Consider the following 26,727-nt stretch of genomic DNA (forward strand, 5'->3'; position numbering starts at 1 on the left):
CGTTCGGGCAGGTTACTGCCCGATTTCCTTCAAAAGATCGTCGGTCGATATCTGGCGGCAATAGCCCTTGATTGCGCTCAGCGAGGTGTAGTGGCGTTCCTCCGAATAGGTGCCGCAGGCATCGGGTACGAGCGTCACCAGATAGTTGAGGTCGCAGGCGTCGCGCACTGCCGATTCCACGCATTGGTCGGTCAGGAGGCCGCACAGCACGATCTGCTTCACCCCGAGATTACGCAGCACATAGTCGATATGGGTGGAGACGAAGACACTGGAGGAACTCTTCGGGAAGACGATCTCGTCCTCCAGCGGTTCGAGCTCGTCGATTACCTTACCATCCCAGGAGCCTTTCGGCACGTTGAAGCCGGTGATCTTGTAGTCGAGGCTGCGGTCGCGGCCGTCCTTCGTCAGGCTCTCGATCGTCGTGTGCAGCACCTCGATGCCGGCCTTGCGGAAACCGGCGAGCAGGCGCTGCATGTTCGGTATCGCCACCTCGCGGATACGGTTGAAGTAGTAGCCGTACTTGCCGGCAATATCCGCATCCGAGACATCCTTGAACTCGCCCCCCTCGCGGCTGACGGAAAAGTTCTGCACGTCGATGAACAGGATGGCGGAAGCGGCCGGGTCGAGCGGCACGTCGCGGGTGGTCGGATGGTCAGCGGCCATCATTGGTTCCTTCGATGCTTTCTGCCGCAAGCCGGAGGGGGCCGGCCAGCCGGTCCGCCCATTCCTGTTGTCCGCGGGCGTCGTTGATGAGATCGTTGCGCACTTCGAGAAGCACATGCGGAATGCCGCGCCGCTCGCCGTGCACGGGGATCGTGTAGTCGGAGAGATCGTCGACGTGGTACGGCTCGTTGAGCCTGACGGTAACGTCCGGATTGGCGGCGCGGAAGACTTCGGCCAGCCGTTCGGCGAAACGGGCGTCGCGATTGTAGAGAAAGCCGAGTTCGAAATCCCGGACGGCGCCGGTCGCGCGCATGACGGGCGTGAAGCTATGTACCGAGACGAGGAAGAGCGGCTTGCCGGCCGCCTGTCGCCGGTCGAGCGCGACGGCGATCGCCTCGTGCAGCGGCTGATGGATTTCCACGTAGCGGCCGCGACGTTCGCGATCGGACAGGTCGGCATTGACCGGAACGACGGTCCCGTCGCTCTGCGCCACGAAGCAGTCCGTCGCTTCCAAGGGGCGATTGCAGTCGATGACGAGCCGGCTGTAGCGCTGCAGGACGAGTGCTGCATCGAGGCGTTCGGAAATGCCGCGTGCAACACCCTCGGCGCCGACGTCGTAGGCGATGTGACGGTCCATTTCCTCGGGTGCAATGCCGAGATCGCCAAGCGCTGCAGGCAGCGCGCGGCCCGCATGTTCGCAGGTGATGAAGATCGCCGATCGGCCGGTAGGATTGATCCATTCTACAGGATCCGGGTCACCCGCCTGCAGCAATCTGGTCGTGTCGCGATCTGCGAGCCTGAGCATGAGATGAGATCCGTCGTGCGGTCCGGCGGTGTGGCCTTCGATGGCGAACAGTCAAAGAAATTTTTCAATCATAGTCAATCTGATTTTTCCGTTTGACTAATTTTTTTCAGGACGCGAATATTCGTTCCAACCAAGGGAAGACACACCGATGAGCGATGGGAAATCGTCGACGACGATCCGCACGAGGATCCGCGAGGCCGCCGGGCAGCTGACGGCCAGCGAGCGAAAGATCGCCAATGCCATTCTCGCCGATTACCCCTTCACCGGCCTGGAAAGCATTCAGGAACTGGCGGCCAAGACTGGCGTCAGCGCGCCCTCCATCACCCGTTTCGTCAGTAAGATCGGCTGCGGCGGTTTCCAGGACCTGCAACGGCAATTGATCGCCGAGCTGAAGGAGGGCCGGCGCTCGCCCCTTGACCTCAAATCCAGCCAGAGGCCGGTCGGCCATTCGGAGTTCCTGTCGGAATATGTCGCGCGTGTTTCGGCCGTCATGGGGGAAATGACGGGAATGGTTTCACAGGCACAGTTCGACATTCTGGCCGAGCTTCTCGCCGACCCGTCGCGCAACATCTTCCTGCTCGGGGGGCGCGTCAGCAACAGCATCGCTTCCTTCCTGTCGATTCATCTCAGGCAGATCCGCAGCGGCATCTACCACATGGCCGACAACCCGGAGTTCTGGCCGGAGCATGTGCTGCGCATGCGCAGGAAAGATGTCGTGCTGCTGATCGATTTCCGGCGTTACCAGCTCAGCCTCGCACGCCTTGCCGAGAACATCGCCCAGAAGCGTGGCGCGACCATCGTCGTCGTCACCGACAAGTGGATGTCGCCGGCTGCCCGCAACGCCGATCACATCGTCGCGCTGCCGATCGACGCCGGCACGGCCTGGGACACGGTTTCCGCTGCCATGGCGCTCGTCGAGGCACTCATCGTGCGCGTCTCGGAGACCGATTGGGAGGCGACGCAGAAGCGCATCAAGGATTGGGACGGCATCCGCTTTGCGATGCCGGGCTACGACCAGGACAGGATCAACGGGGACTCAGATGAAACGTGAGGAAATGATGGTCGCCTGCTGCGGCGATCTCTCGGGCAAGGTGCGCGGCAAGGCCTTTCCGCTGGCGCAGATGGACAAGCGCTTGCAGCGGGGCGTCGGCTGGACGCCGACCAATGTACAGATCACCTGCTTCGATGCGATCGCCGAAAGCCCCTTCGGCTCGCTCGGCGACCTCGTGCTCATTCCCGATCCGTCGACCTGCGTCAGCTTCGAAAGCGAGGAGGGGGCGCCGAAGGAGAACTTTGTTCTCGGTAACATTCGCTATACCGACGGCCGCCCCTGGGAATTCTGCACGCGCTCTATTCTCGAGGCCGCCTTGGAGCGGCTGCAGAGCGTGGCGGGTGTTACGCTTTACGGCGCCTTCGAGCATGAATTCCAGCTCAAGCACCGCCTTGGCGAAATCGGCAAGGCCTTCACGCTCGGAGGGTTCCAGGAGGAACGGCATTTCTGCGAGGCGATCATCGCGGCAATGCGCGAGGCTGGCGTGACGCCCGATACGATCCTGAAGGAGTTCGGCGCCGGTCAGTTCGAGGTGACGATGGGTCCCCAGAGGGGCGTCACCATCGCCGACCATTCGCTGATTACCCGCGAACTCGTCGGCCTCGTCGCGCGCGAGCTTTCTTATGAGCCGACCTTCACGCCGATCCGCGATCCGGCCGGAGTCGGCAACGGCGTGCATGTCCACTTGAGCATGCTGGATTCGGCGGGTGCCCCGGTCACTTACGATCCGAACGGCAAACATGAGCTTTCCGAAGTTGCGGGAAAATTCGTCGCCGGCATTCTGAAATATCTCGACTCCATCATTGCGATCACGGCGCCGAGCGTGGTCTCCTACCTGCGTCTCACACCGCATCGCTGGAGCGCAGCCTTCAACAATCTCGGTTTTCGGGATCGCGAGGCATCGGTGCGCATCTGCCCGGTTTCCGATATCAGCGACATCGCCCGCGCCGCCCAGTTCAACTTCGAGTTTCGTGCGGCCGATGCGACCGCCAATCCACATCTTGCCCTCGCGGCAATCGTCCATGCCGGGGTACAGGGCATCGAGGAGGGGCTCGCGGTGCCGGAGGCGACGCAGGAAGACCTTTCGCTCCTGAGCGCGGAGGCCCTTGCCGCCCGCGGCTACGTCCGCCTGCCGCAGACACTCGAAGCGGCCCTCCAGCGCTTCAAGGGCAATGCGACAGTGTGCAGCTGGTTCCCCGAAGGCTTTGCCGACGTCTACGTCAAGCATAAGGAGGGCGAGATCGCCTATCTGGCGGACAAGACGCAGACGGAGATTTGTGCGGCCTACGACAGCGTCTATTGACGGCAACTGCCGCCGCTGCCGTTTACGGCCTGATCCTTGTCGGGCAGATTGCCGCATTCTGCAGTTCGGCTTTGGGCGCGACGTCCGCAATCCCTATATAGTGGGCAGCAGATGCGACCGAACCGGGCGGATGGTATGAGCGACGAATTGCAGGGCCACGCTGTGCAAAGCCCCGCTATGCGCGAAAGCGCAAAGGCGGAGATGAAAGCACTCGGGATCGATGAAGCGTTCATCGGTAGGCTGGTCGACACGTTTTATGCGCGTGTGCTCGCGCATCCGGAGCTTGGGCCGGTGTTCGACGCAAGGCTTTCGGGGCGCTGGCCGGAGCACATGGAGAAGATGAAAAGCTTCTGGTCCGCCGTTGCCTTCCGCAGCGGCGCTTACGGGGGAAAGCCGGTGCAGGCGCATCTCGGCGTCGCCAATATTTCTCCGGAACTCTTTCCGAAATGGCTGGGGCTCTTTGCTGGGACGCTGGACGACATTGCACCGAATGAGGAAGCGAAGGCCTGGTTCATGGCCACAGCAGAGCGCATCGCGCGTAGCCTGACGCTCTCGCTCTTCTACAATCCGGCGCTCGACGACCCGACACTCAAGCGCTCCTGAAGTTGGCCTTGGCGATTGCCAACGAATCTCCCTTGTCATGTTGTACTTACAACATTATAGGATGAGGAGAGATTTGGAGGCTTTATATATGTCCGACCGCCGGGTGTTGGCGAACGCCATTCGATTCCTGACCGTTGACGTCGTGCAGAAGGCGAATTCGGGCCACCCCGGAACGGCCATGGGAATGGCGGACATTGCCGAGGTTCTGTGGAACGACTTCCTGCGGCACAATCCGGCCAATCCGAAATGGATCAACCGCGACCGTTTCGTGCAGTCGAACGGACATGGGTCGATGCTGACCTATTCGCTGCTTCATCTCTCCGGCTACGGGCTGACGGTTCAGGATCTGAAGGATCACCGCAAGCTGCATTCCAGGACGCCAGGCCATCCGGAATACGGCATCACGGCAGGGGTCGAGACGACGACCGGTCCGCTCGGCCAAGGTTTTGCTACGGCGGCCGGCATGGCACTGGCGGAAAGGAAGCTTGCGCAGGAGTTCAACCGCGACGGCTTTCCCGTGGTCGATCACTTCACCTATGTTTTCGTCGGCGACGGCTGCCTCATGGAGGGCGTAGCGCAGGAGGCGGCCTCGCTCGCCGGCACTTTGAAGCTCAACAAGCTCATCGCCGTCTATGACGACAACAGCATCTCCATCGACGGCGAGACGCCGGGCTGGTTCGCCGACGACACGGCCGCTCGTTTCCGTGCGCTCGGCTGGAACGTCATCGCGGACGTGGACGGGCACGATGCGGAGGCAATCACCGCGGCCTTCGATGCCGCGCGCCGCTCGAGCGACAAGCCGACCATGATCTGCTGCAAGACGATCATCGGCTATGGCTCGCCGAACAAGCAGGGCAAGGAGGAGGTGCACGGGGCGCCGCTTGGCGTGGAGGAGGTGGCCCGCACCCGCGAGCACCTCGGCTGGAAGCATGAGCCTTTCATCGTGCCGGACGCCGTGATGCGGGCATGGGACGCCCGCCCGCGCGGCGAAAGGGCGGAAGCCGAATGGAATGCCCTTTTCGCGGCCTATGAGGCGAAGCACCCCGAACTGGCCGCCGAGCTGAAGCGGCGTACCGCAGGCCGGTTGCCGGACGAATTCGACGCGGTCGTGGCAAACGAGGCAGAGCGGGTTCTTACTCACGGAACGGTCAGGCAACCGATCCGCAAGGCTTCCAACCGCGTTCTCGGCAATCTCCTCCGAAGCGTGCCGGAGGTGATCGGTGGTTCGGCCGACGTTTCGATTTCGACGCTGGCCTGGACAGGTGCGGCGCATTCTATCAAGCCGGACGACTTTTCAGGAAATTTCGTGCACTATGGCGTGCGTGAGTTCGGCATGTCGGCAATGATGAACGGCATGGCGGCCCATGGCGGTCTCATTCCCTACGGCGCCTGCTATCTCGTGTTCAGCGATTACAGCCGCAATGCCGTGCGCCTTTCGGCGTTGATGGGCCTCAAGACTATCTTCCTCTTCACGCACGATTCGATCGGAGTGGGCGAGGACGGGCCGACGCACCAGCCGTGCGAGCAGCTGGTGGCGCTCCGCGCTATCCCGAACATGTCGCTGTGGCGGCCGGGCAGCGAACTGGAGGCGCTCGTTGCCTGGGAATCGGCGCTGAAGCGTGAAGGGCCAAGCGTTATCGTTGCCGCGCGACAGGACGGTGCGGTTTTCGCGCATAGGAGCGCCGATCTCGACGGTATCCGTCGCGGCGGCTACGTGCTGCAGGACGCGGGCGGCAAGCCCGATGTCGTCCTCGTCGCGACCGGGTCTGAGATCGGCCTTGTTCTCGAAGCCGCGGCGGTGCTGGAGGGCCAGGGCAAGGCGGTTCGGCTCGTATCCATTCCCAATGGCAATCTCTTCGCAGCGCAGGACCGTGACTATCAGGAAAGCGTGCTGGCTTTCGGCACGCCGACGATATTTGTCGAGGCGGCCTCTCCGCTTTATTGGTACCAGTTCCTCAGGGGACCGGGTACGGTCGTCGGCGTCGACCGATTCGGCGAATCCGCGCCCGGGCCGGAAATCTACCGCGTCATGAACCTGACGGCTGAACGGATCGTATCCGAGGCCGGTCAGTTCCTGTGCTGACACCTTGATCCAATGACGGGGAAAGCATGTATCTCGGCATCGACCTTGGCACCGGTTCGGTCAAAGCGCTTCTGATCGACGGCGACGGCAAGGCTGTCGCCGAGGCCGCGCGAGCCTATCCCGTCTCCTCGCCCAAGCCGGGTCATGCCGAGACGTCACCCGCGGACTGGTGGGCACAAACCGTGGCGGCCGTGCGCGCCTGCTGCGAGGGGCACGGCGGCGACGTTCGCGGCATCGGCCTGTCGGGCCAGGCACACGGTCTTGTCGCCATCGGTGCAGACGCCAAGCCGCTGCGGCCTGCCATTCTGTGGGCCGACCAGCGGGCGACCGCCGAAATGGAGGCGGTGCTTGCCCTCCCGGAAACGGTGCGGCGTCCGCTGGCCAATCCGGTCGTCAGCGGAATGGCCGGTCTCTCCCTTCTGTGGCTGCGGCGGAACGAGCCGGCCACCTATGGTGCGATTCGCCGCATCCTCGCCCCCAAGGATTGGCTGCGGCTCGTCATGACGGGCGAGGCCGCGACCGAGCCCTCCGACGCGTCGATGACACTGCTCTACGATGTCGGGGCCGACCGTTGGGCAAGCGATGTCCTCAGCCACCTGGCGATCGATCCCGCGATCCTTGCGCCCATCGTCGAATCCCATTCGGTCGCCGGCAGGCTGAGTGCAGCCGCGGCCGCCGAGCTTGGCCTTGCTGCCGGCACGCCGGTGGCCGCAGGCCTTTCCGATACGGCATCCTGCCTGTTCGGCATGGGCCAGACGAAGCCCGGCTCCACCATCCTCCAGGTGGGATCGGGCATCCAGATCATGTCGGTGGTCGAAACCATCGAACCGCGGGTCCAGCCCTTTTATAACAGTTATCGGGGCATCGGCGGCAATCTCTACTCGATGGCCGCCCTCCAGAACGGCGGCACGGCATTCGAATGGGCCCGCACCGTTCTCGGCGCCTCCTGGCGGGAAATGTACCATGCGGGCTTCGAGGAGAACGAAGGCAATGGCGGCGTCATCTTCTTGCCCTATGTGACGGGCGAGCGAGCGCCGCTGCTCGATCCGAACGCCTCCGCCGCCTGGGCCTATATGCGTCTTGGCTGCACGCGCAGCCAACTGATCCGATCGGTCTTCGAAGGCGTTGCCCTCGCCGTGCGCGACAGTTGGGATGCCCTGCGCGCTGTCGGTGTGTCGGCGGATCGGATACTCCTGACCGGTGGCGGCAGCACGGACACGCGCTGGCAGCAATTGCTGGCGGATATTCTGGAGGTGCCGCTTGTGCCGGCACACGATCTCGGCAATGCCACGATCGGCGCGGCCTATCTCGGAGGCATGGCTGCCGGCCATTGGCGCTCAATCGAGGACATCCCGTTCCCGGACCGTCCCGGCAGTCTGATCGAACCCCGGCCGTTCGAGGGGCTGAATGCACTCCTGCCTCGGTTTCGCGCCACCTATCGTGGCCTCAAGCACGTCTGAGAATGCCGCGCCGCTCTCAATAGGTCCGGTGCAGGTCGATGGTCAGCCGGGTCCGATCGGGATGGTGCCAGGACTCGTAATATTCGAGCACCTGCTTGTTCTGGTCGTAGGTGATTTCCCGGTTGAACAGGACGTAACTGTTCATTTCCACATGTAACTGGGCGGCGATCGCCTCTTCATTGATGCGAGCGAGCTCGACCTGCCGTCTGCCGGTCGTCGCCACGGCGTTATAGCGCTCGGCAAGATACTGGTAGAGGGAGACGTCCTCGAGCTCCTTCGACTGCAACAGATCGGGAAAGCGCGAGTAGGGCAGGAAGTTGCGCACCACGAGGAAAACTACCCCGTCCGCATAGCGCAGGCGCTCCAGAAACACCGCATCGTTTTCGCCGATCTGCTCCACGACATGGGCGGGCGGCTTGATGCGCTCCTGCTTCAACACCCGGGTCGTCAGCTTGAACCCGGCCTTGGCCATGCTTTCAAGCAGGGGATCGAGCTGCTGGACGAGCGCGATCGGCACCTTGCGTTCCAGCACGAAGGCGCCGCGGCCGCGCTCCGTCTCGATGAGATTGTCGTGGGCAAGCGACTGAAGCGCCTGCCGGACGACGCTGCGCGAGATGTCGTACTGCTGACAGAGCTCGCCTTCGGTCGGCAGCTTGCTTCCGGGAGGGTAAGCGCCGGATTCGATCGCGGCCCGCAGCGCCCCGGCGAGCTGAAAATAGAGTGGGATGGGTGAACTGCGTTCGATGCTCATGCGAATCTCTGCCTTTCGTACCGTGGCGGATAACTCTGCCCCTCATACCCATGACCTGACAAGCGGACATCTGTAAATGCGCCCAGACGGGGTGCACGGGGCGTTGACACTCACAACTCGTTCCGGTAACGATGTACGGACAACATTATAAAAAGCCTTTCTGATATAACAGATTGTGCGGGGACATCAAATACGGGAGTGGCAGAGGTGAATCCCAGTAAAGCTGTCGCAGAGTGCGTGCCGGATCGCGCCTATGCGGGGTGAGGGTCGGTCGTTTTTGCCCGCGCCACGCAGGTGAAGAACGTGTGGCTGCCTTACGGGGAGTAGGGCAGGGAGGAAGGCGGGCCGCCGGCCCGCCTGCAACATGTGCCGGGCGCGACGAGCTCCCGCACCGCAAATCGAAGACCGACGGTTCGCAGTCGAGGGCCGCGCAGTTGCGCGGCCTCCCGAACGCGCGCCTAGGTCAGGTTGCGACATGCACAGAGGGAGGACAGGGGTGCATCTCGAACGCTTCAGGCTCGACGGCGAACTTGCGGTCGTCACCGGAGGAGGACGCGGCATAGGACTCGCGAGCGCCGATGCGCTCGGCGAGGCAGGCGCGCGCCTTGCCATCATCGAACGCGATCCGGCGCTCCTCGAAGAGGCCCATGCAATCCTTCTGGCGAAGGGCTACGACGTTTCCGTGCACCAGGGCGACGTTACCGATCCTGCCCGCATGCAGGCAATCGCGGACGAACTAACCGCGAAAGGCGGCGCTTCCATCCTCGTCAACAATGCGGGCATCGCGCTCAGTGATATTCCAGCCGAGGACATGGAGGACGAACGCTGGCTCAAGGTCATCGACGTCAACCTGAACGGCGTCTACTGGTGCAGCCGCGCTTTCGGCCGGCAAATGCTTTCGGCCGGTCGCGGATCGATCGTCAATGTCGGCTCCATGTCCGGCTTCATCGTCAACCGGCCCCAGCCGCAGGCGCATTACAACGCCTCGAAGGCCGCCGTACACCACCTGACCAAGTCGCTCGCCGCCGAATGGGCGCCGCGTGGCGTGCGGGTCAACGCGGTCGCGCCCACCTACATCGAAACGCCGCTCAACGCGCTCGTCGAGAACGACAGGCCCATGCTCGACCGCTGGCTCGATTCCACGCCCATGGGGCGCATGGGCAAGGACCACGAGGTCGCAAGCGTGATCCTCTTCCTGTCCTCCCGGGCGGCCAGCCTGATGACCGGATCGATCGTGCTTGCGGATGGAGGATACACGCTCTGGTGATCGCATCCATGCCGGATGCCGGAACGAACGAATAGCAATCAACAAGGAGGAGTTACAATGTCCCGCATCAAGACGCTTCTGGCAGGGTCCGTGGCCCTGTTCGGCCTGACCTCTGCTGCCATGGCCGAGGAGTGCAAGGTGGGCCTCACCATGCCCTCGCTCAATGCGCCCTACTTCGCGGCGCAGGTCGCTGCGGTTGAAAAGGCAGCCAAGGACCAGGGTTGCGAAATCACGACGGCGGACAGCCAGAATGATTTTTCCAAGCAGATCAACGACGTCGAAGACATGATCGCCAAGGGAATCGACATCCTGATCCTCAACCCGCGTGACCAGGAGGCGCTCGTTCCGGTCGCCGACGCCGCTACCAAAGCCGGCGTGAAGGTCGTCGTGATGGACTCCACGCTGAACCCGAAGGCCAACGTCGTCACCCAGGTCCGTTCCTCGAATGACGAGAACGGCCGTCTCGTCGGCGACTGGATCGCCAAGAAGATGAAGGGCACGCCGATCAAGATGCTCCTCCTGTCCGGCAACCAGGGCAATCCCGGCGGCCTCGATCGCCGCATGGGCGTCATCAAGGGCATCGTGGAAGGCCAGCTCGTCAACGAAGGTGCGGTCAACCTCCAGGTTCTGGGCCAGGGCTGGGGCGACTGGGCGACGGACGGCGGTCTGAAGGCTGCGGAAGACCTGTTCCAGGCGCATCCGGACGCCAACCTCGTTGTCGGCGAAAACGACTCCATGGTCCTCGGCGCGGTTCAGGCCGCGAAGGCTGCCGGTCTCGATGGCATCCTGTTTGCCGCCGCGGCCGACGGACAGCGCGAGGCGCTGGAGATGATCAAGGAAGGGACCTACGGCGCCACCGGCCTAAACGATCCGGACCTCGTCGGACGCACCGCCTTCGATATCGCCTACAAGGCCTTCAAGGGCGAGCTTCCGGCCGACTTTCCGAAGCTGCACCTGACACCGGCCGACGTCATCTCCGCGGACAACGTCGACAAATACTACAACCCGCAGTCCGTATTCTGATCGACAATGAAGAAAGGGATGCACTGGGCCTCCGGTGCATCCCTTGGAGAGCCAATGACCGTACTTGTCAGACTGTCCGGCATCAGCAAGAACTTTAGCGGAGTACAGGCCCTGAAGGGCGTCGACTTCGACCTGAGGGCCGGCGAAGTCCATGCGCTGGTCGGTGAGAACGGCGCGGGAAAATCCACTCTGATGCGCGTGCTTGCCGGCGAAATGAAGCCGACCTCCGGGACCGTCAGCATTCACCGCGAGACGACGCAGCACTCCGCCCCGCGGGACGCCGCCGGCCGGGGTATTTCGGTGATCCATCAGGAACTGGCGCTGGCGCCCGACCTGACGGTCGCGGAAAACATCTTTCTCGGACGCCTGCCGCGCATCGTCAATCACCGCCGGCTGCGCAAGGCAGCCAGCGAAATCCTCGAACGTCTCGGCTTCGACATCGACCCCACCACGCACGCCGGACGCCTGACAGTCGCTCACCAGCAGGTCGTGGAAATCGCCAAGGCGCTCTCCAACCGGGCGCGCATCATCGTCTTCGACGAGCCGACCGCGGTGCTTGCCAACAGCGATGCCGAGCGCCTGCTCGCGATCATCCGCGAGTTGCGCGCGGGTGGTACCGGTGTCGTCTACATCTCGCACCGTCTGAACGAGGTCTTCGACCTTTCAGACCGTATCACCGTCATGAAGGACGGCTCGCATGTGGAAACGCTGGAGACCTCCGCAACGGATGTCGACGCGGTGATCGCACGCATGGTCGGGCGGCAGATGTCCGCGCTTTTTCCATCCAAGGCCGGGCGTGTTCCGGGTGACGTGATCGTCCGTGTGCGCAACGTTGCGCGCGGCCGCAAGGTCCGCGACGTCAGTTTCTCGGTTCGCGCCGGCGAAGTCGTCGGCCTCGGCGGTCTCGTCGGTTCGGGCCGTACGGAAGTCGCTCGCCTCGTCTTCGGTGCCGACAAGATGGATTCGGGCACTGTAGAACTCAACGGCAAACCGCTCCATCTCTCCTCACCGCGCGAGGCCGTGCGCGCCCGCATCGGCCTCGTTCCGGAAGACCGCAAGCAGCAGGGCGTCATCCTCGATGCGCCGATCCGGATCAACACGACGCTTGCCAAGATCCGCAGCATATCCCGTCTCGGCTTCCTCGACGTAGGCAAGGAGCGGCAGGTCGCCGTGGCGCTTGGCGCCGAGATGCGGCTCAAGGCGTCGAGCGTCGACGCGCCGGTTTCGAGTCTTTCGGGCGGCAACCAGCAGAAAGTGGCGCTTGCCAAATGGTTCCACGCCGATTGCGACCTGCTCATCCTCGACGAACCGACGCGCGGCGTCGACGTCGGGGCGAAGGGCGAGATCTACAATCTGATCAACGACCTCGCCAAAGCCGGGAAAGCAATCCTCGTTATTTCGTCCGAACATCAGGAACTGTTCGGCATCTGCGACCGCGTTCTCGTGATGGCGGAAGGGGCCATCGTCGGCGAACTCACTGAAAGCCAGTTCACCGAGCAGCAATTGCTGACGCTGGCAATGACCCGGTCGGCCCGGGAAAGGAATGAGACAAGCCCATGAGCATTACGTCCGCAAGCGCCGCCGCGCCCTCGTCGTTTACGCCGCGCGTTCTGGACGCGATCCGCCACTACGGTACGTTCGGCATCTTCCTGGTGCTGGTGGTCGTCGCGTCCTTCTGGTCCGATGCGTTCCTGACGGAGCGCAACCTGATGAACGTCGTGCGCCAGGTCGCCTCCGGCGCCGGCATCATGGCCGTCGGCATGCTCTTCGTCGTGCTCACGCGCGGCATCGACCTTTCGGTCGGCTCCATCGCCGCCGTCGGATCGGTGCTCTGCGCCCACCTTGTCGCAACACAGGGCTATGGCGTGCCTATGGCGATCCTGCTGGTCATTCTGACCGGCGCCGCCTGTGGCGTGGTCACCGGTTTCTTCGTCGCCTACATGCGGTTGCCGTCCTTCGTCATCTCGCTGGCGATGATGGCGATCGCCCGCGGCATCTCGCTGATCATCAGTGCGGGACGCCCGATCACCATGGGATCGCCCGGCGCGTCGCTCGTCGATTTCGGCAGCGGCTTTCTCTTCGGTATTCCACAGCCAGCGATCCTGATGCTGGTCATCTATGCAATCGGGGGCGTGGTGCTGCTCTATACGAGCTTCGGCCGCATCGTCACCGCGATCGGCTCGAACGAGGAGGCCGTGCGGCTCTCCGGCGTGCCGGTCGAGCGCTATGTCCTGTCGGTCTATGTCATCAGCGGCGCACTCGCCGCGGTCGCGGGCATCGTCGCCGCGGGCCGGACGGGCATCGGCACGCCTCAGGTCGGTGTCGGTGCGGAGCTCGATGTCATCGCGGCGGTCGTCATCGGCGGCGCGAGCCTCATGGGCGGGCGCGGCGGCATGTTCAACACGCTGCTCGGCGCGCTGATCCTCGGTATCATCACCAACATCATGAACCTCGCCGGCGTGCCGGGCTATCACCAGAACGTCTATCTCGGACTGATCATCATCCTGGCAATGCTCATACAGTTCGTCACCGCCCGGTCGCGCCGTTAGGCCCCGCAAAGCGGGCGAGGCGACGTGCCCCGCCCAACGCTGGTTCACCTTGATCTAGAAGCCGCCGACCACGAAGCCGCCATCGACTGGCAAGTCCGCGCCGGTGATGAATTCCGCGGCCGGCGAGGCGAGGAAGAGGGCGGTTCCGACCAGGTCGTCCACGGTGCCCCAGCGCTTGAGCGCCGAACGCTGGGCGATCTTCTCCGCCGGCACCGGGTCGGTCCAAAGACCCTTCGTCATGTCGGTCTTGTGGTAGCCGGGGGAGATGGCGTTGACGCGGATGCCGTCGGGGCCGAAGGCGTGGGCAAGATGGCGTGTGAGGCCGAGCACGCCCGACTTGCTGGCGCCATAGGCCGGCACGAGCGGATCGCTGACATAGCTCAGCATCGAGGCCGTGTTGAGAATGACACCGCGCGAGGCCTTCAGGAGCGGCAGGACGGCCATGGCAAAGCGCATCTGGCTATTCAGGTTGACGTCCATCACCTCCATGTAGGTGGCGTCCTCGAATTCCGACTCGGGCCGGGCAATGCCTGCGCCGTTGACCAGAACGTCGAGCTTGCTCAGCGTCCTGGCGAAGGCGTTGATCGCTGCCGGGTCGCGCACGTCGACACGCTCGAAGCGGATTGCCTCGTTTTGGGGATCGGCCGCGGCAGCCTTGAGCTTGGTTTCCGAACTGCCGAGTGCGATGACCGAGCCGCCAAGCCGGGCAAAGCCCTGTGCAATGGCAAGGCCGATGCCGGACGAACCGCCGGTGACGAGAATGTCCTTGCCGGCAAAAAGGTCCGGACGAAACGTATCGACGATGTCTTTCATGAATTCCTCCTCAGGCATGATAGTCGTTCTTCAGGTCCGCGTGCCGGCCGGATGGATCCGGGCGGCAAGCGCATCCATGTCGTCATAAAGCGCCATGCTGTGATGATAGAGCCGCTCGAAAACCGGCTGGACATGGCTGTAGACCTCGACCCATGCGGGGTCCGGCGCGATTTCTTCCGCATAACGCACATAGGCGTCCGCCGCGTCGTCCGGCCGGGAAAAGCGGCCTGTCGCGGTCGCGGCCATGGCCGCGCAGCCCATGAGGCCGCATTCTGGCTCTTGCGGCACCATCACCGGTGTGTCGAAGACGCTTGCCTTGATCTTGAGCCAGAGCTTCGTGCGGGCACCGCCGCCCGCCGCTATCATGCGCTCCAGGCGCTTGCCCGAGCTGTGCTCCATGATACGGATATGGCGGGCCATGGCGAAGGCGATCCCTTCCAGGATGGCCCGGTGCAGGTGCTCCATGCCGTGTCCGGCGCCGAGGCCGAAGAACTGTGCCCGCGCATTGCGATGCTGACCGAGGCGTTCGCCGGTGAGAAACGGCATGAACAGCAGTGCCTCGCAGCCGGCCGGCGCCTTCTCGGCGCGCGCGACGATGTCGCCGTAGCTCAGCGCGCCGTCATGGAAGGCGCGCCGCGCCCAGCGCATGCCGTCGCCGCCGGTTTCGAGAAGCACGAAGGGCGCCCAGTTGCCTTCGATGGTGGCGACGTTGGAAATCTCCGGATCCAGCAAGGGCTTGTCGGCGATCATCGTGACGATGGCACCGGTGCCCGTGCTGTCCGATCCGAGGCCGGGCCGGCAGACCCCCGAGCCGAGCAGCGCCACCGGATAGTCCGCTCCGCCCACCATGACGGGCGTGCCGGCGTTGAGTCCTGTCGCGAGCGCGGCCTGGTCCGTGACGCGGCCGATGATTTCCAGGGGGTTGCGGATGGGCGGAAGCAGCCGGGCATCAAGCCCCATTCGCTCGATCATCGCCGGCGACCAGGCGAGCGTTGCGGGGTTCATCAGAAAGCTGCAGGAGGCGTCGCCGGTATCCATGGCGATCTCGCCGGTCAGCCGGAAGTTGATGTAATCCTTGGGCATCATGGCGACGGCGCTGCGCCGATAGGCCTCGGGGTCGGCATCGCGCACCCATTGCAGCTTGAAGCCCGGCCAGGCCGGCGTCGGCGTGTTGCCGCTTTCGGCGAGATAGCTGCCGGGCTCGTTCTCCGCCTCGAAACGGCGCACGAGGTTCAGTGTGCGCTTGTCGTTCCAGAGCGGTGCGGTATCGCGCGTCAATTGCCCGGCATCGTCGATGAGCACGAGACCGTGCATCTGGCCGCATACGGCGACGATGGAGATGCGCTCGCGCGCGCCTTCCGCCTTGTCGAGTACGGTTCGGATGGCGATGCAGGCCCCCTCCCACCAGTCGAGCGGTCGCTGCTCTGCCCAGCCGAACTGCGGCACGATCTGGTCGTGCTCGCGCGCGGCGATTTCGACGATCTTGCCGCTGGTGTCGATGAGCGCCGCCCGCACGCTCCCGGTACCGACGTCGATCGCTAGAAAGAGTTCTCCGATCATGTTGCGGCCTCCCTCAATGCGGCAAGTGCGCCGGACAGTTCGTGTTGCTGCTCGGCCGCGAGGCGATAGGCAGCAAGCGCGGCCCGGTAGACCGTGCGTGCATCCGGCGCGGGTTCGCTGCGTCCTTCCGGAACGTGCAGTGCGCGGATCGGCAGGAAGTCCTCCCACAGCCCCATGCCGACGAAGGCCAACGCCGCAGCACCGAGTGCCGCCGCCTGCTGATCGACCCGCGTCTTGACGATCGTGCAGTCGAAGACGTCGGCGAAGACCTGCCGCCAGAAGGCGCTGCGCGCGCCGCCACCGACAATGATCATTTCCGGGCCGATGACCGTCATGCGGCGCAACTCGTCCAATGCGATCCGCAGCCCGAGTGCCACACCCTCGAGCGTCGCGCGCAGGATGTCGGCACGGCCGTGCTGCAGGTCCAGCCCGACGAAGCCGCCGCGCACTGCCGGTCCGCCCTCGAAGCTCGTGCCGCCGCCGAGCGTCGGCACGAAGATCAGGCCGCGCGCACCGGCCGGAGCCTCGGCGGCGAGCCGGAAGAGCGCGTCATGGACGTCCATTCCGGCAACCTCGGCCGCATGCTTCACGTCCGGCAGCAGCGTGTCCGTCACCCAGTTGAAGCTCGTGCCCGAGGAAAAGATCGATGTCGCCGAAATGAACATGCCCGGCGCCACATGGGCGAACACGAAGGGACGCACCCGATCGTCGAGGAGTGGCTCCGAAGCCGAAACAGTGATCCAGCTCGACGAGCCCATCGAGGCATAGGCGTCGCCCTCGAGAAAGGTGCGGCCGCCAAGCGCCATGCAACTGTTGTCGACGCCCCCCGCGACCACTTTCACCCCGGGGGAGAGACCGAGCCGTTCGGCAATGTCGGGCAGGACCTCGCCGAGGACATCGGTGGAGGCGACGATGGGCGCGAACAGGTCCCGGCTCAGCCCCGCCGCTTCGACAAGTTCGCAGGCATAGCGCCCCGCTTTGAGGTCATAGACGCCGGTGCCCGAAGCATAGGACGGATCGGTGGCGATGCGGCCGGTCAGCCGCAGGTTGATGTAGTCCTTCGTGCCGATGATCGTCCGTGCCCGCGCGAAGATGTCGGGTGCGTTCCGGCGCAGCCACATGGCCTTGAACACGGTGTAGAGGGGCGCCGGAAAACCATTGCCGGTCGTCCGGTACCAGGTGTCCGGATCGACGCGCGTGAAGAAATCCTCCGCTTCCGCGACGGCGCGTCCGTCGGACCAGATCGGTACGAATTCCTGCAGCAGCGCGCCGTTTTCATCGAGAGGAAGGCAGCCGAGGCTGTGGCCGGAAACGGCAATGGCACGGATGTCGCCGGCCTTGACCGCGGCATTCTCGAACAGAATCCGGAGGCTTGCGCAAATTGCCTCCCACCAGTCTTCGGGACGCTGCTCGTGACAGGAGGACGAGGGGTAGAACGTTCTGTAGGAAACCACCTCTTCCGCAATGCAGATCCCGTCCGGACGGAATATCGCGGCCTTGACGCCGCCGGTTCCGAGGTCGAATGCCGCAACGGTGTCGCTCATGGCGTCAGCCCGCCTTACCGGCAATGTCGAGGCGGCCGCCGGGCAGGGCGGCGCACTGGCGCACGAGGTCGACGGCGACCTGCGTATTGATGCCGAATCGGGTAACCCCCAGACGCATCATGCCGGCGATGGCATCGAGCGAACGGATGCCGCCGGAGGCCTTGATCTCCACCGCGCCCTCAACGCTTTCGACGATGAGTTTCAGCTTTTCCAGCGTCGTGGCGGTCGGCGTCCAGCCGGTGCCGGTCTTCACGAAGGCGGCTCCGCTTTCGGCTACGATCGCCGAAGCGGCCCGGATCTCCTCGTCCGTCAGATGGGCGAGCTCCAGAATGACCTTGAGCGGCACCGGGGCAATGGCCTCTGCGACGGCGCGTATCTCGTTGCGGACATAGCCGAAGTCGCCGGATTTGAGGCGGCCGACATTGATCATCATGTCGAGTTCCTGCGCGCCGTTCCCGGCAAGCTCCACAGCCTCGGCGGTCTTGGTTCGGGTGCTGTGGCCGCCCGAGGGAAAGCCCACCGGACCGCCGACAAGCGTCAGGCCGCCCGAGGGGACGAGGCTTCGCAACAGCGGCACGAAATTCGGCAGGGCATGCGCAGCGATGAACCCTTCCGCAACCGCGATTTCCGCCAGTTCCCGCACGTCCGCTTCCGTGTGGAAGGCCTGAACGGCGCTGATATCGATCAAGGCGGCGAGATCGCGGGGGGCGAGGGAGGCCGGCGGCTGGCGGCGGGTGTCGTTCATCTCTATGTCTCTGTGCTGGTGCGTAGGTAACGAAGATTGCGCTTCATGCCGGTGAAAAGATCGACATGCTCGGTGCCCCGGCGCAGTGCGACGCTGGTGGACAGGATGTCGACGACCGTCAGCGCGGCGATGCGGGAGATCGTCGGCGTGTAGATGTTGGTGTTTTCCAGCGTCTCGACCATCAGCACGATATCGCAGAATTCGACAAGCGGGCCGTCCGACCCGACGATGCCGATGACCAGACAGCCGCTCTCGCGCGCCCGGCGCGCGGTTTCGATGATCGCCAGCGTCGCGCCGGTATTGGAGATGACGACCGCGACGTCGCCGGGCTTCAGCATGGAAACGACCATGATCTGCTGGTGGGCGTCTGTTTCCGCGCCGCAGGGGACTCCGAAGAGGGGAAACTTCTGCTGGGCGTCGCGTGCGACGATGCCCGATGCGCCGAAGCCGAAGAACTCGATGCGGTTGGCCTTGGCAAGCGCGTCGACGGCTCGGTCGACCTGGACCGGGTCGAGATGATTGCGCACCCAGTCGAGGCTGGTGATCGTATAGTCGAAGATCTTCTCCGATACCTTGGCCGGATTGTCGCCGGCGTCGATGACCGAGTGGGTCGCGGACATGCCGAGCGCGAGACTCTGGGCGAGGCGGAGCTTGAAGTCCTGGTATCCCGTGCAGCCGATCGAGGTGCAGAAACGGATCACCGTCGGCTGGCTCACCTCCGCCCATTCCGCCGCCTCGGCGATGGTCGCATTGATGACGCGCTTCGGATCGGCCAGAACGAGTTCGGCGACCTTGCGGTCCGACTTGCGCAAGTCCGCGCGCTTCAGCCTGATGACTTCGAGTATGTTGTTGTTGCCGCCGATCGTTTTGGGCTGGAGCGCATTGGTCGACATGGAGATCCCCGGTTACTTGGACAGTCGGTATTCGACCGACAGCTTTGCCCGATGGAGCCGTACCCTGCAATCGGCGGCCGCCGATTTGGCGTCGATCACCCGGGGGTCTTCGGTATTGAAGGCGAACATGCCGTAGTGATGGGCGATCATGTCGGATGCGCCGATCCGCTCCGCCAGCAGGCATGCTTCGTCCAGCGTCAGGTTGCCGGCAATGCCGGCCTGCGTAAGTTCGGCGCGGCGGCCGTTGACCGGCAGGAGCGCCAGGTCGACCCGGAGGGGCGACACCTCCTCGACGAGTCCCTCGTAAGGGATCGTGTCACCGGCATGGTAGAGGCGTGCACCCTCGGCCGCGATCACATAACCGAGGAACCTGTGCCAGCCCTCGGGGGTGCGTTCGAGTGTTTCATGTGCGGCGCGGATTGCGGTGACGCCGAGACCGGCAAGAGGTTCGATGCGCTCGCCCGCGTCGACTGCGATAAGCCGTTCCGGCCCGACGCCGATACGCTCCTGCGCGGCAGCCAGCGCGGCGCGGGGCACGACGAAGCGGCAGTCCGGGTTGGCCGCGGCGATCAGCATGAGGGTCTGCGGATCCATGTGGTCGGTATGCTGATGGGTCACGAGCACGAGGTCGACCGGGCCGAGCCCGGACGGCGCGACCGGGGCCGTCATCATGCGGTCGTGCTCGAAGCGCTGGCCGCGGTATTTTTCCGCGAGGCTGTCGGAGAGATAGGGGTCGATGACGATGCGGAAACGGTTCGTCGCGATCACGAAACCGGCCTGCCCGAGCCAGTAGAAGCGGATGCCGTCGGCCGGCGGCACGGCGAGCCGCTCGGTAAGCGAACCCGAAAAGGGCACGGGCGACAGCGACATCATGCGCTCTCCTCCTCCAGGGCCGAGAGAAGGTTGGCCACCGCAATCGCGGTCGCCTTGCTGACGCTCTCGTCGGTCAAGCCGCCGATATGGCTGGTGGCGATGACGCGCGGATGGCTGGCAAGGGAGCCGGCCGCCGGCGGTTCCTCGACGAAGACATCGGTCGCATAGGCCTGCAGCCGGCCCTCGTCGAGTGCGGCGCGCACCGCCTCCTCGTCCACCAGTGTCGCGCGCGCGGTATTGATCAGGATGGCGTGCGGGGGCACTGCCGCCAGACGCGCCGCATCGACGATCGGCCGGCCATCGGCCGGGGCCGGGCAGTGCAGTGAGACGATGTCCGCCTCCGCGAAGACCTCGTCGAGGCTCCCCCATTTGAACGGGCCATACACTTCGACATTCGGACGGAACGGATCATGGGCGATGACGCTGGCCCGCATCGCCGAGACGGCGCGTGCGACGCGCTTTCCGATTGCGCCGCAACCGATAATCCCGACGCTGCGTTCCGCGATTTCCTTGCCGCGCGAGCGGGGCCAGCCGCCGGCGCGGATGCCGGCCGTTTCGGTTGGAATGTGACGCAGGGTGGCAAGGATAAGCCCGACCGCAAGTTCCGCCACGCCGACTGCGTTGGCGCCCTCGGCCTTGAGGACGCGGATGCCCCGTCCCTCAAGCAGGGAGAGCGGCAGATTGTCGATGCCGGTGCCGTTGCGGCTGATCGCCCGCAGACTGTCTGCTGCGGCGATGACCTTGCCGGAAACGGGCTCGACGCCCGCCAGCCAGCCGACACAGCCCGGCACGAGATCGATCAGTTCGGCCTCGTCCGGCATACGGCCCGGCGTGGAGAATACGAGCTCGAATCCAGCCTGCCGAAGCGGCTCGAGTTCCGGCGGCGGGGCGAGAGAGAGCGAACGGGGTGTCACGAGAATGCGCTTCACGGCGTCACCCCTTTGCCGCCTCGATGGCGATCCGCGAAATCTCGTCGAAGGTCGGCCCGGAGGCCGGAATGACGATATCGAACACTTCCGCGATGACCTGAGTCCAGCCGTGCAGGAAATAGGTCCATCCGTCCTCCACCTGCAGCCCGCGCGCGGCCTGCTGCCGTCGCGCCTGATCGAGAAAGACGAGGTCGCCGCGATAGTTGAGGTCCCAGGCGACGGCACGCTCGGGGAAAAGGCCGGCATCGGTGATCGGCGAACCCGGCGCGTCCTTGCCCAGACCGGTCGCGTTGATCACCATGGAACCGGGCTTCAGCGAGGCCATGGCCGCATCGTTCAGCTCCGGCCTGTCGGCCAGGACATAATCGACCTTCACGCGGGCGCCCATTGCCTCGTGAATCCGCTTCAATTCCTCGAGGCGGGGGCGCGACCGATTGGTCACGACGATGCGGGAGGGTAAATCGTCCCCGCGCTTTTCCTGCATGAGATGCCAGGTGATGGCGATGGTCGAACCGCCGGCTCCCATCGACAGAACTTCCGCGCCGGTTTCGGCGAAATGGCCGGTCGGCAAGAAGCCGTCGATGGCGAGACCCGATGAGATGGGATCCTTGGCGTGGCAGACGAGCTTGCCGCCGCGTTTGGACAGGCAGCTCGTCTCGTGCATCAGCAGTGCATGCGGATCGATCACGTCGAAGAGATCACGTGCCGCATTGAACAGGTCGATCTTGTGGGTCGTGACCAGCGCGCCGAGCGACAGCGGGTCCGATTTGATGAAGGAAACGGCCTCGCGGTAGGCCGCCGGATCGGCATGAAGCGGAAAATCGATACCTTTCAGGACCGCGTCCTTCAGGCCGAGGTGACGCGCCCAGGCGGGGAAGACCCGCATGATCGAGCTCTTCGCCGTCGTCACCCCGATGAAATAGAAAGTTGGCTGGGTCGCGGGCTGGTAGCGGCTCATCGGGTCACCTCGCGTATTTCCTTCGCCCGTGCGACTGCCGCGCGCGCCTTTGCCGTGATGTCGGCCCAACGACCTTCGCCGATGTCAGCCTTGGTGGCGATCCAGGTGCCGCCGACGGCGGCCACCGCGCCAAGCTTCAGCCATTCATGCATGTTGTCGAGGCTGACGCCGCCGGTCGGCACGAAGCGGGTGCCGAGATGGGCGAAGGGAGCACTGATCGCCTCCAGCATCGACGGGCCCCCGGCCGCCTTGGCCGGAAAGAATTTGGCGAGCTTCAGGCCGTTGCGGGATACGGCCGTCAGGTCGGAGGGCGTCATGATGCCTGGAGCGAACGGAAAATCCTTGGTCTTGGCGGCCGCGACGATCTCGGCGTCGAAACCGGGCGCGAGGCCGAAGCGCGCACCCGCACTGATCGCTGCGCGCAAAGCATCCGGCGTCAGGATCGTCCCGGCGCCGACCAGCAGTTCCGGGCGCTTCTCGGCCATGATCGCGATCACCTCGGCGGCTGCTTCGGTGCGGAAGGTGATTTCGGCAAGCGGCAAGCCGCCTTCGAGAAGCGCATCGGCCAGCGCGACGGCGTCGGAGGAGCGCTCGATCGCGATGACCGGAACGACGCCGAGGGTTGCGGCTTTGTCGAACGGGGCAATCATGCGGTTTTCTCCTTCTTTTCGCGGCCATAGAGCGCGGCGACCGTCGCCGCGTCGCGCATCCGCCAATTGGGATTGTCGACCTGCTTCCAGCCGCCCCTGCCGTCATCGATGATGCGCGCACGCATGCCGCCCGCCTTGGCGATGCAGTCGTAGTCCTGGCCGGAGTCGGCAGGGTAGCAGAAGAGCATCACGAGCTCGTCGCCGCCGATATTCACCGAACGGTGGATCCAGTACGGCGGCACGTAGCAGACCGTCTGCGCGTCGATGGGCACGACGCGGACCTCGCCCTCCGGAGATTCCAGGAGCATGAGGCCGCGACCCTTCTGGCCGTAGTAGATTTCCGGCCGGTCCGACTGCTTGTGAATGTGGCCGCGGGTGACGAAATACTCTTCGCCCACCTTGCCCGGCAGCATGCGGGTGATACCGAAAATGAGGTCGCCGGTGCGTTCGTTGGGGCGGAATTCCGAGACCTCGTAGACGACCGTATCGTTCCAGGTTTCCTGCATGGCAGAGAATGCCGCCTCGTCGGCATAAAGACCGGCGAGATCGCGGAAGCGTTTCTGATAGGCGCCCGTTGCATCGCTCATGGCACCGGTCCGCAGATCGACCTGGCACCCTGCGGGCTCAAATAGCTTTGTCAAAGTAATTCCTCGTATGTCTCGTTCTTGGTTCAGGCGATCGTGTAACCGCCGTCGATCATGAGGTTCGCGCCGTTGACCGTCGCGGCCGCGCCGCTGGCGAGGTAGAGTACCGATGCGGCGATCTCCCATGGCTTGGCGAAGCGCCGCGTCGGGATGGCGGCGCGGGCGCGCTCGCCTTTCTCTCCAGCCCAGCCGGTTAGCCCGAGCTCCGTTTCGACCACTGTCGGCGAGACGGCGTTGACGGTCACGCCGCGTGGACCCCATTCCAGCGCCATGCAGTTCGTCATGCCGATGATGCCCGCCTTGCTGGCGCAGTAGGCAACATGGCCCTCGATGCCGATGACCGCCGCCTGGGAGGCCATGTTGACGATGCGGCCCGACCCCCGCTCCAGCATGCCGGGGGCGATGGCGCGCGCCATGAGGAAGGCACCCTTGAGATTGACGGCGAGCGTACGGTCCCATTCGACCGTCGGATAGCTTTCCGCAGGGGCAAGCGGCCCGATGCCGGCATTGTTGATCAGAATGTCGATCCGGCCGAAGGCTTCGGTCACCGACTTGACGGCGCGCTCGACTCCCTGCTCGTCCGTCACGTCCGCCACATGGGCGATGTGGCCGGTGCCGAGCGAAACGGCCACATCCGAAACGGCGGCGTCGCGATCCAGAAGCGCGACGCGCGCCTTCTTCGCGGCGAAAGCTTCGGCAACTGCCCTGCCGATGCCGGTGGCGGCGCCCGTGACCACGACGGTCTTGCCGCTGAAATCAAGCAGGTCGTCGAAGGAGGGGACTTCCGTCATGTCAGAATTCCTGGCCTGTGTGGGTGATCGTCATCTCCTGGAGATTGACGTCCTGCGGCAGCTCGTAGGCAAAGAGCATGGTCCGCGCGATGTCGTTGGCATCCAGCCCGCCGTCGAGCTGCTTGCGGCCGCTGTCCCAGAAGTCGTAGGCGTTCTGGTGGGTGATGGTCTTGTCGATCTCCGACTTCGCAACGCCGGGCGAGATGACCATGACGCGGACGCGATGAGACGACATGGTCTGGCGCATTCCTTCGCTGACGGCATGTACGAAATGCTTGGTGCCGCCATAGACGTCATGGTGCGGATAGACCTTGCGGCCTGCGATGGAGGAGACGTTGATGATGGTGCCGTGGCGCCGCTCCTTCATGCCGGGAGCGACCGCGTGCATGCCGTTGAGAACGCCGAGGCAGTTGATATCGACGAGATCGCGCCATTGCGCTGGGTCCTGCTCGTCGAGCCGGGCGAGACGGGAGATACCGGCATTGTTGATGAGGCAGTCGACCGGGCCGAACTGCGCCTCACCCTGCCGGATCGCGCTTGCGAGCGCATCATAGTCACGGACGTCGGCGGCGACCGCGAGCATGTTCGGAAGCGCCATCGCCTCGATCAGTTCGGATCGGCGGGCGATCAGGAGCAGGGGATAACCGGCGGCCGAGAAGACGCGCGCGGTTTCCTGTCCGATGCCGGCGCTTGCGCCGGTGATCATGACGAGCGGCTTTCTGCCGGTCATGGTTTGCCTCCCGTCGGTCAGTGGATGCTGCGTGAAAAAGCGTCGAGCGCCAGGATCGCGTCGCGCACGGCCGCTACGGTGATGGTGACCGGCGTCGCATAGATGATGTTGCCGGGCCGGCAGGCGGCTTCCGCCACGCGCCCGATCTTGGCGGGCACGTCATCGACGACGCCGAGGTCCGCCAATTTGGTCGGCAGTCCGACGCTGCGGCAGAAGCGTATCATCGTCTCGATCTCGGATCGGTCGCGGTTTTCCAGCATCAGCAGGCAAAGCGTGCCGAAGGCGACCTTCTCGCCGTGGAAATAACCGTGCACCTCCTCCAGCACTGTCAGGCCGTCATGGATGCCATGCGCGGCCGAGCAGCCGCAATTCTCGAAACCGAGGCCGGATAGCAGCGTGTTGGCCTCGATGATGTTTTCGACCGCCTGCGTCAGCAGGCCTGCCTCGACGGCGATCTTCGCCTTGACGGCATCGCGTATCAGCACATCCTGGCAATGCCGGGCGATTGCCATCCCGGCTTCGGTAGCGGGGAAGCCGCCGGCCACATAATTGTCCGTGCGCGACTCGATGTTGGAGCGAGCCTCGAACCAGGTCGAAAGCGCATCGCCGATCCCCGCGACGAGAAAGCGTGCCGGTGCGGCTGCAACCAGGGCGGAATCGACGACGACGACGTCCGGGTTGCGGGGCAGGCGGAGTGCCTCCTCGTAGACCCCATGTTCGGTGTAGCGCACGGCAATCGCACTGCAGGGCGCGTCGGTCGAGGCGATGGTCGGTGCGATGACGATGCGCGCTCCAGTGTCGATGGCGACGATCTTGGCTGTGTCGGCCGTCTTGCCCCCGCCCACGCCCACGAGAATATCGCTGCCATGATCGATTGCGACCTGCCGGACGCGCTCGATCTCGGAGGTGCAGCACTCTCCGCCGAACCGCTCGAAGCGGATGTCGAGCGAGTCGCCGCAGCTTTTGCCGATGCGTTCGCTGAGTGCGTCGAACAGCACGCGGTCGATCAGGACGAGCGCGCGTTTGCCGAGCGGCGCCAGATAGGTCGCCAGCTTGTCGATCTCGCCCGCGCGCTGGATGTATTTGTTCGGACCGCCGAATGCCCGTGCCATTCAATTGCTCCTATCGCTGCATGGTGATGTGTAGGTCAGTGGATGGTGTAGCCACCGTCGATGGTGAGCACCGAGCCGGTGATGTAGCTGGCGGCGTCCGAAGCCAGGAACAGCACCGCTGCCGCCACTTCGCTGGCCTTGCCCGCGCGGCCCAGCGGCGTCATGCCGAGCCAGATTTTCGACCATACGGGATCATCCAGGCCACCCTGCGTCATCGCTGTCTCGATATAGCCGGGGGCGACGGCGTTGATGCGGATGTTGCTCTTGGCGAATTCGCCCGCGAGCGACTTCGTCAACATGTGTACGCCTGCCTTGCTGGCGTTGTAGGCGACCTGGTTCTGCGGCAGGTTGCTTATGTAACCCGAGATCGATCCGATGTTGACGATCGAACCGCGGCCGGCCGCCGCCATCGTCTCGATAGCCGCGCGACAGCACCAGAAAAGGCCGGTCAGATTGGTGTTGATCACCTCGTTCCAGGTTTCCGGCTCGAGTTTCAGGCTGTCGCAATGGCGCGCGATCCCGGCATTGTTCACGAGGATGTCGAGCCCGCCCAACTCTGCTGCTGCCTGCCTGACGACCTGCTGCGCGGCGCCCTCGTTGGAAATGTCAGCGGGCAGGTAGATCGCCTCGATCCCCTTCTGCTTCAATTGTCGGACAGCCTTTTCGCCTTCGTCGCGCGATCGGGCGGAAATGGCCACGCGCGCACCGGCTTCGCCAAGAGCCTCGGCGCAGGCGAAGCCGATGCCGCGACTTCCGCCAGTAATGAAAGCGGCGCGCCCATTCAGTCTGAAAAGCTCAGCGTACACTTCTCCCCTCCCTGGCTATGCGCATCCCGGCGCCTCTAAAAATGTAGTTTAATTACCTTGACAATCGAGTGTCAATCCGAAAATCTAACTATCAGAGGTGGAATTGCCGGATTACGCGGGG

26 protein-coding genes are annotated in these 26,727 nt (G+C 64.4%); 9 read left to right on the forward strand and 17 right to left on the reverse strand.

Translation table 11 applies throughout. The annotated features are described in order from the left end of the window. Positions 1-12 precede the first annotated feature (12 nt). Both CN933_RS00120 and CN933_RS00125 read right to left on the reverse strand, forming a co-directional pair. A complete protein-coding gene (locus CN933_RS00120; RefSeq protein ID WP_026168684.1) occupies positions 13-663 on the reverse strand; it encodes a cysteine hydrolase family protein in 651 nt (216 codons plus the stop codon). Continuing rightward, complete coding sequence (locus CN933_RS00125) at positions 653-1,468, reverse strand: N-formylglutamate amidohydrolase (protein ID WP_018095851.1); 816 nt, start codon at positions 1,466-1,468, stop codon at positions 653-655. Before CN933_RS00125 ends, CN933_RS00120 begins: the two co-directional genes overlap by 11 nt. A gap of 148 nt (positions 1,469-1,616) precedes the next feature. Here CN933_RS00125 and CN933_RS00130 point away from each other — a divergent pair, with 148 nt between their 5' ends. The 5 genes from CN933_RS00130 to CN933_RS00150 all read left to right on the forward strand — a co-directional run bounded on the left by CN933_RS00130 (position 1,617) and on the right by CN933_RS00150 (position 7,968). Further along, positions 1,617-2,519 (forward strand): MurR/RpiR family transcriptional regulator, encoded by a 903-nt coding sequence (locus CN933_RS00130; protein WP_018095850.1) that lies wholly within the window; start codon positions 1,617-1,619, stop codon positions 2,517-2,519. Then, positions 2,509-3,822, forward strand: coding sequence for a glutamine synthetase family protein (locus CN933_RS00135; RefSeq protein ID WP_080636499.1), 1,314 nt, complete (start codon positions 2,509-2,511; stop codon positions 3,820-3,822). The genes CN933_RS00130 and CN933_RS00135 overlap by 11 nt, the downstream gene beginning before the upstream one ends. Before the next feature lie 135 nt (positions 3,823-3,957). Then, positions 3,958-4,425: a group III truncated hemoglobin gene (locus CN933_RS00140; protein WP_026168683.1), complete on the forward strand. Its 468-nt coding sequence runs from the start codon at positions 3,958-3,960 to the stop codon at positions 4,423-4,425. Between the two features lie 88 nt (positions 4,426-4,513). After that, positions 4,514-6,508, forward strand: a complete 1,995-nt coding sequence (tkt, locus tag CN933_RS00145; protein WP_102761181.1) for a transketolase — start codon at positions 4,514-4,516, stop codon at positions 6,506-6,508. Between the two features lie 26 nt (positions 6,509-6,534). Beyond that, the gene (locus CN933_RS00150; protein WP_018095846.1) at positions 6,535-7,968 is read left to right on the forward strand and encodes a xylulokinase; all 1,434 of its coding nucleotides are present in this window, start codon (positions 6,535-6,537) and stop codon (positions 7,966-7,968) included. Between the two features lie 16 nt (positions 7,969-7,984). Here the strand turns inward: CN933_RS00150 and CN933_RS00155 are convergent, their stop codons facing one another. Then, positions 7,985-8,719, reverse strand: a complete 735-nt coding sequence (locus tag CN933_RS00155; RefSeq protein ID WP_018095845.1) for a GntR family transcriptional regulator — start codon at positions 8,717-8,719, stop codon at positions 7,985-7,987. A gap of 496 nt (positions 8,720-9,215) precedes the next feature. Between CN933_RS00155 and CN933_RS00160 the strand changes: the two genes are divergently transcribed. From CN933_RS00160 to CN933_RS00175, 4 genes are read left to right on the forward strand one after another with little or no spacing between them, the layout of a single operon-like run. After that, positions 9,216-9,986, forward strand: a complete 771-nt coding sequence (locus tag CN933_RS00160; RefSeq protein WP_018095844.1) for an SDR family NAD(P)-dependent oxidoreductase — start codon at positions 9,216-9,218, stop codon at positions 9,984-9,986. Between the two features lie 57 nt (positions 9,987-10,043). Beyond that, positions 10,044-11,009: a substrate-binding domain-containing protein gene (locus CN933_RS00165; RefSeq protein ID WP_018095843.1), complete on the forward strand. Its 966-nt coding sequence runs from the start codon at positions 10,044-10,046 to the stop codon at positions 11,007-11,009. A 54-nt stretch (positions 11,010-11,063) separates the two neighbouring features. Continuing rightward, positions 11,064-12,569, forward strand: coding sequence for a sugar ABC transporter ATP-binding protein (locus tag CN933_RS00170; protein ID WP_018095842.1), 1,506 nt, complete (start codon positions 11,064-11,066; stop codon positions 12,567-12,569). Continuing rightward, entirely contained in the window at positions 12,566-13,558 is a 993-nt protein-coding gene (locus CN933_RS00175) for an ABC transporter permease (RefSeq protein WP_018095841.1), read from the forward strand. The genes CN933_RS00170 and CN933_RS00175 overlap by 4 nt, the downstream gene beginning before the upstream one ends. A 54-nt stretch (positions 13,559-13,612) precedes the next feature. Here CN933_RS00175 and CN933_RS00180 read toward each other — a convergent pair whose 3' ends face one another. Genes CN933_RS00180 through CN933_RS00245 form a run of 14 tightly spaced genes read right to left on the reverse strand, consistent with a single transcriptional unit; the run spans position 13,613 to position 26,606 of the window. Beyond that, positions 13,613-14,371, reverse strand: a complete 759-nt coding sequence (locus CN933_RS00180) for an SDR family NAD(P)-dependent oxidoreductase (protein WP_026168682.1) — start codon at positions 14,369-14,371, stop codon at positions 13,613-13,615. A 30-nt stretch (positions 14,372-14,401) separates the two neighbouring features. Further along, positions 14,402-15,931 (reverse strand): xylulokinase, encoded by a 1,530-nt coding sequence (locus CN933_RS00185; protein ID WP_018095839.1) that lies wholly within the window; start codon positions 15,929-15,931, stop codon positions 14,402-14,404. After that, positions 15,928-17,475: a xylulokinase gene (locus CN933_RS00190; protein ID WP_018095838.1), complete on the reverse strand. Its 1,548-nt coding sequence runs from the start codon at positions 17,473-17,475 to the stop codon at positions 15,928-15,930. The genes CN933_RS00185 and CN933_RS00190 overlap by 4 nt, the downstream gene beginning before the upstream one ends. A gap of 4 nt (positions 17,476-17,479) precedes the next feature. Further along, complete coding sequence (gene deoC / locus CN933_RS00195) at positions 17,480-18,220, reverse strand: deoxyribose-phosphate aldolase (protein ID WP_018095837.1); 741 nt, start codon at positions 18,218-18,220, stop codon at positions 17,480-17,482. A gap of 2 nt (positions 18,221-18,222) precedes the next feature. After that, the gene (locus CN933_RS00200) at positions 18,223-19,113 is read right to left on the reverse strand and encodes an SIS domain-containing protein (RefSeq protein ID WP_018095836.1); all 891 of its coding nucleotides are present in this window, start codon (positions 19,111-19,113) and stop codon (positions 18,223-18,225) included. Positions 19,114-19,125: 12 nt separating this feature from the next. After that, on the reverse strand, positions 19,126-19,986 hold the full coding sequence (locus CN933_RS00205) for an MBL fold metallo-hydrolase (RefSeq protein ID WP_102761182.1): 861 nt from the start codon (positions 19,984-19,986) through the stop codon (positions 19,126-19,128). Further along, positions 19,983-20,915: a phosphoglycerate dehydrogenase gene (locus CN933_RS00210; protein ID WP_018095834.1), complete on the reverse strand. Its 933-nt coding sequence runs from the start codon at positions 20,913-20,915 to the stop codon at positions 19,983-19,985. Before CN933_RS00210 ends, CN933_RS00205 begins: the two co-directional genes overlap by 4 nt. Before the next feature lie 4 nt (positions 20,916-20,919). Beyond that, the gene (locus CN933_RS00215) at positions 20,920-21,873 is read right to left on the reverse strand and encodes a shikimate dehydrogenase family protein (RefSeq protein ID WP_102761183.1); all 954 of its coding nucleotides are present in this window, start codon (positions 21,871-21,873) and stop codon (positions 20,920-20,922) included. Further along, positions 21,870-22,523: a bifunctional 4-hydroxy-2-oxoglutarate aldolase/2-dehydro-3-deoxy-phosphogluconate aldolase gene (locus CN933_RS00220; RefSeq protein ID WP_018095832.1), complete on the reverse strand. Its 654-nt coding sequence runs from the start codon at positions 22,521-22,523 to the stop codon at positions 21,870-21,872. The genes CN933_RS00215 and CN933_RS00220 overlap by 4 nt, the downstream gene beginning before the upstream one ends. Then, positions 22,520-23,164 carry a glucose-6-phosphate isomerase gene (locus tag CN933_RS00225; protein WP_018095831.1) on the reverse strand — a complete coding sequence of 215 codons (645 nt, stop codon included), beginning with the start codon at positions 23,162-23,164 and terminating at the stop codon, positions 22,520-22,522. Before CN933_RS00225 ends, CN933_RS00220 begins: the two co-directional genes overlap by 4 nt. A 29-nt stretch (positions 23,165-23,193) precedes the next feature. Continuing rightward, positions 23,194-23,958 (reverse strand): SDR family oxidoreductase, encoded by a 765-nt coding sequence (locus tag CN933_RS00230; protein ID WP_102761184.1) that lies wholly within the window; start codon positions 23,956-23,958, stop codon positions 23,194-23,196. 1 nt (position 23,959) lies between these two features. Beyond that, the gene (locus tag CN933_RS00235; RefSeq protein WP_018095829.1) at positions 23,960-24,688 is read right to left on the reverse strand and encodes an SDR family oxidoreductase; all 729 of its coding nucleotides are present in this window, start codon (positions 24,686-24,688) and stop codon (positions 23,960-23,962) included. A gap of 17 nt (positions 24,689-24,705) precedes the next feature. Beyond that, positions 24,706-25,800, reverse strand: coding sequence for a glycerol dehydrogenase (locus tag CN933_RS00240; protein WP_102761185.1), 1,095 nt, complete (start codon positions 25,798-25,800; stop codon positions 24,706-24,708). Positions 25,801-25,835: 35 nt separating this feature from the next. Then, complete coding sequence (locus tag CN933_RS00245) at positions 25,836-26,606, reverse strand: SDR family NAD(P)-dependent oxidoreductase (protein ID WP_018095827.1); 771 nt, start codon at positions 26,604-26,606, stop codon at positions 25,836-25,838. Positions 26,607-26,727 lie beyond the last annotated feature (121 nt).

The organism is Sinorhizobium sp. M4_45 (genome assembly GCF_002885915.1).
GTDB classification, from domain to species: Bacteria; Pseudomonadota; Alphaproteobacteria; order Rhizobiales; family Rhizobiaceae; genus Sinorhizobium; species Sinorhizobium meliloti_A.

Coding starts and splice junctions, on each gene's coding strand:
- CN933_RS00120 (WP_026168684.1), bottom strand. CDS start 663: ATGGCCGCTGACCATCCGACCACCCGCGACGTGCCGCTCGACCCGGCC.
- CN933_RS00125 (WP_018095851.1), bottom strand. CDS start 1,468: ATGCTCAGGCTCGCAGATCGCGACACGACCAGATTGCTGCAGGCGGGT.
- CN933_RS00130 (WP_018095850.1), top strand. CDS start 1,617: ATGAGCGATGGGAAATCGTCGACGACGATCCGCACGAGGATCCGCGAG.
- CN933_RS00135 (WP_080636499.1), top strand. CDS start 2,509: ATGAAACGTGAGGAAATGATGGTCGCCTGCTGCGGCGATCTCTCGGGC.
- CN933_RS00140 (WP_026168683.1), top strand. CDS start 3,958: ATGAGCGACGAATTGCAGGGCCACGCTGTGCAAAGCCCCGCTATGCGC.
- tkt (WP_102761181.1), top strand. CDS start 4,514: ATGTCCGACCGCCGGGTGTTGGCGAACGCCATTCGATTCCTGACCGTT.
- CN933_RS00150 (WP_018095846.1), top strand. CDS start 6,535: ATGTATCTCGGCATCGACCTTGGCACCGGTTCGGTCAAAGCGCTTCTG.
- CN933_RS00155 (WP_018095845.1), bottom strand. CDS start 8,719: ATGAGCATCGAACGCAGTTCACCCATCCCACTCTATTTTCAGCTCGCC.
- CN933_RS00165 (WP_018095843.1), top strand. CDS start 10,044: ATGTCCCGCATCAAGACGCTTCTGGCAGGGTCCGTGGCCCTGTTCGGC.
- CN933_RS00170 (WP_018095842.1), top strand. CDS start 11,064: ATGACCGTACTTGTCAGACTGTCCGGCATCAGCAAGAACTTTAGCGGA.
- CN933_RS00175 (WP_018095841.1), top strand. CDS start 12,566: ATGAGCATTACGTCCGCAAGCGCCGCCGCGCCCTCGTCGTTTACGCCG.
- CN933_RS00180 (WP_026168682.1), bottom strand. CDS start 14,371: ATGAAAGACATCGTCGATACGTTTCGTCCGGACCTTTTTGCCGGCAAG.
- CN933_RS00185 (WP_018095839.1), bottom strand. CDS start 15,931: ATGATCGGAGAACTCTTTCTAGCGATCGACGTCGGTACCGGGAGCGTG.
- CN933_RS00190 (WP_018095838.1), bottom strand. CDS start 17,475: ATGAGCGACACCGTTGCGGCATTCGACCTCGGAACCGGCGGCGTCAAG.
- deoC (WP_018095837.1), bottom strand. CDS start 18,220: ATGAACGACACCCGCCGCCAGCCGCCGGCCTCCCTCGCCCCCCGCGAT.
- CN933_RS00200 (WP_018095836.1), bottom strand. CDS start 19,113: ATGTCGACCAATGCGCTCCAGCCCAAAACGATCGGCGGCAACAACAAC.
- CN933_RS00205 (WP_102761182.1), bottom strand. CDS start 19,986: ATGATGTCGCTGTCGCCCGTGCCCTTTTCGGGTTCGCTTACCGAGCGG.
- CN933_RS00215 (WP_102761183.1), bottom strand. CDS start 21,873: ATGAGCCGCTACCAGCCCGCGACCCAGCCAACTTTCTATTTCATCGGG.
- CN933_RS00220 (WP_018095832.1), bottom strand. CDS start 22,523: ATGATTGCCCCGTTCGACAAAGCCGCAACCCTCGGCGTCGTTCCGGTC.
- CN933_RS00230 (WP_102761184.1), bottom strand. CDS start 23,958: ATGACGGAAGTCCCCTCCTTCGACGACCTGCTTGATTTCAGCGGCAAG.
- CN933_RS00235 (WP_018095829.1), bottom strand. CDS start 24,688: ATGACCGGCAGAAAGCCGCTCGTCATGATCACCGGCGCAAGCGCCGGC.
- CN933_RS00240 (WP_102761185.1), bottom strand. CDS start 25,800: ATGGCACGGGCATTCGGCGGTCCGAACAAATACATCCAGCGCGCGGGC.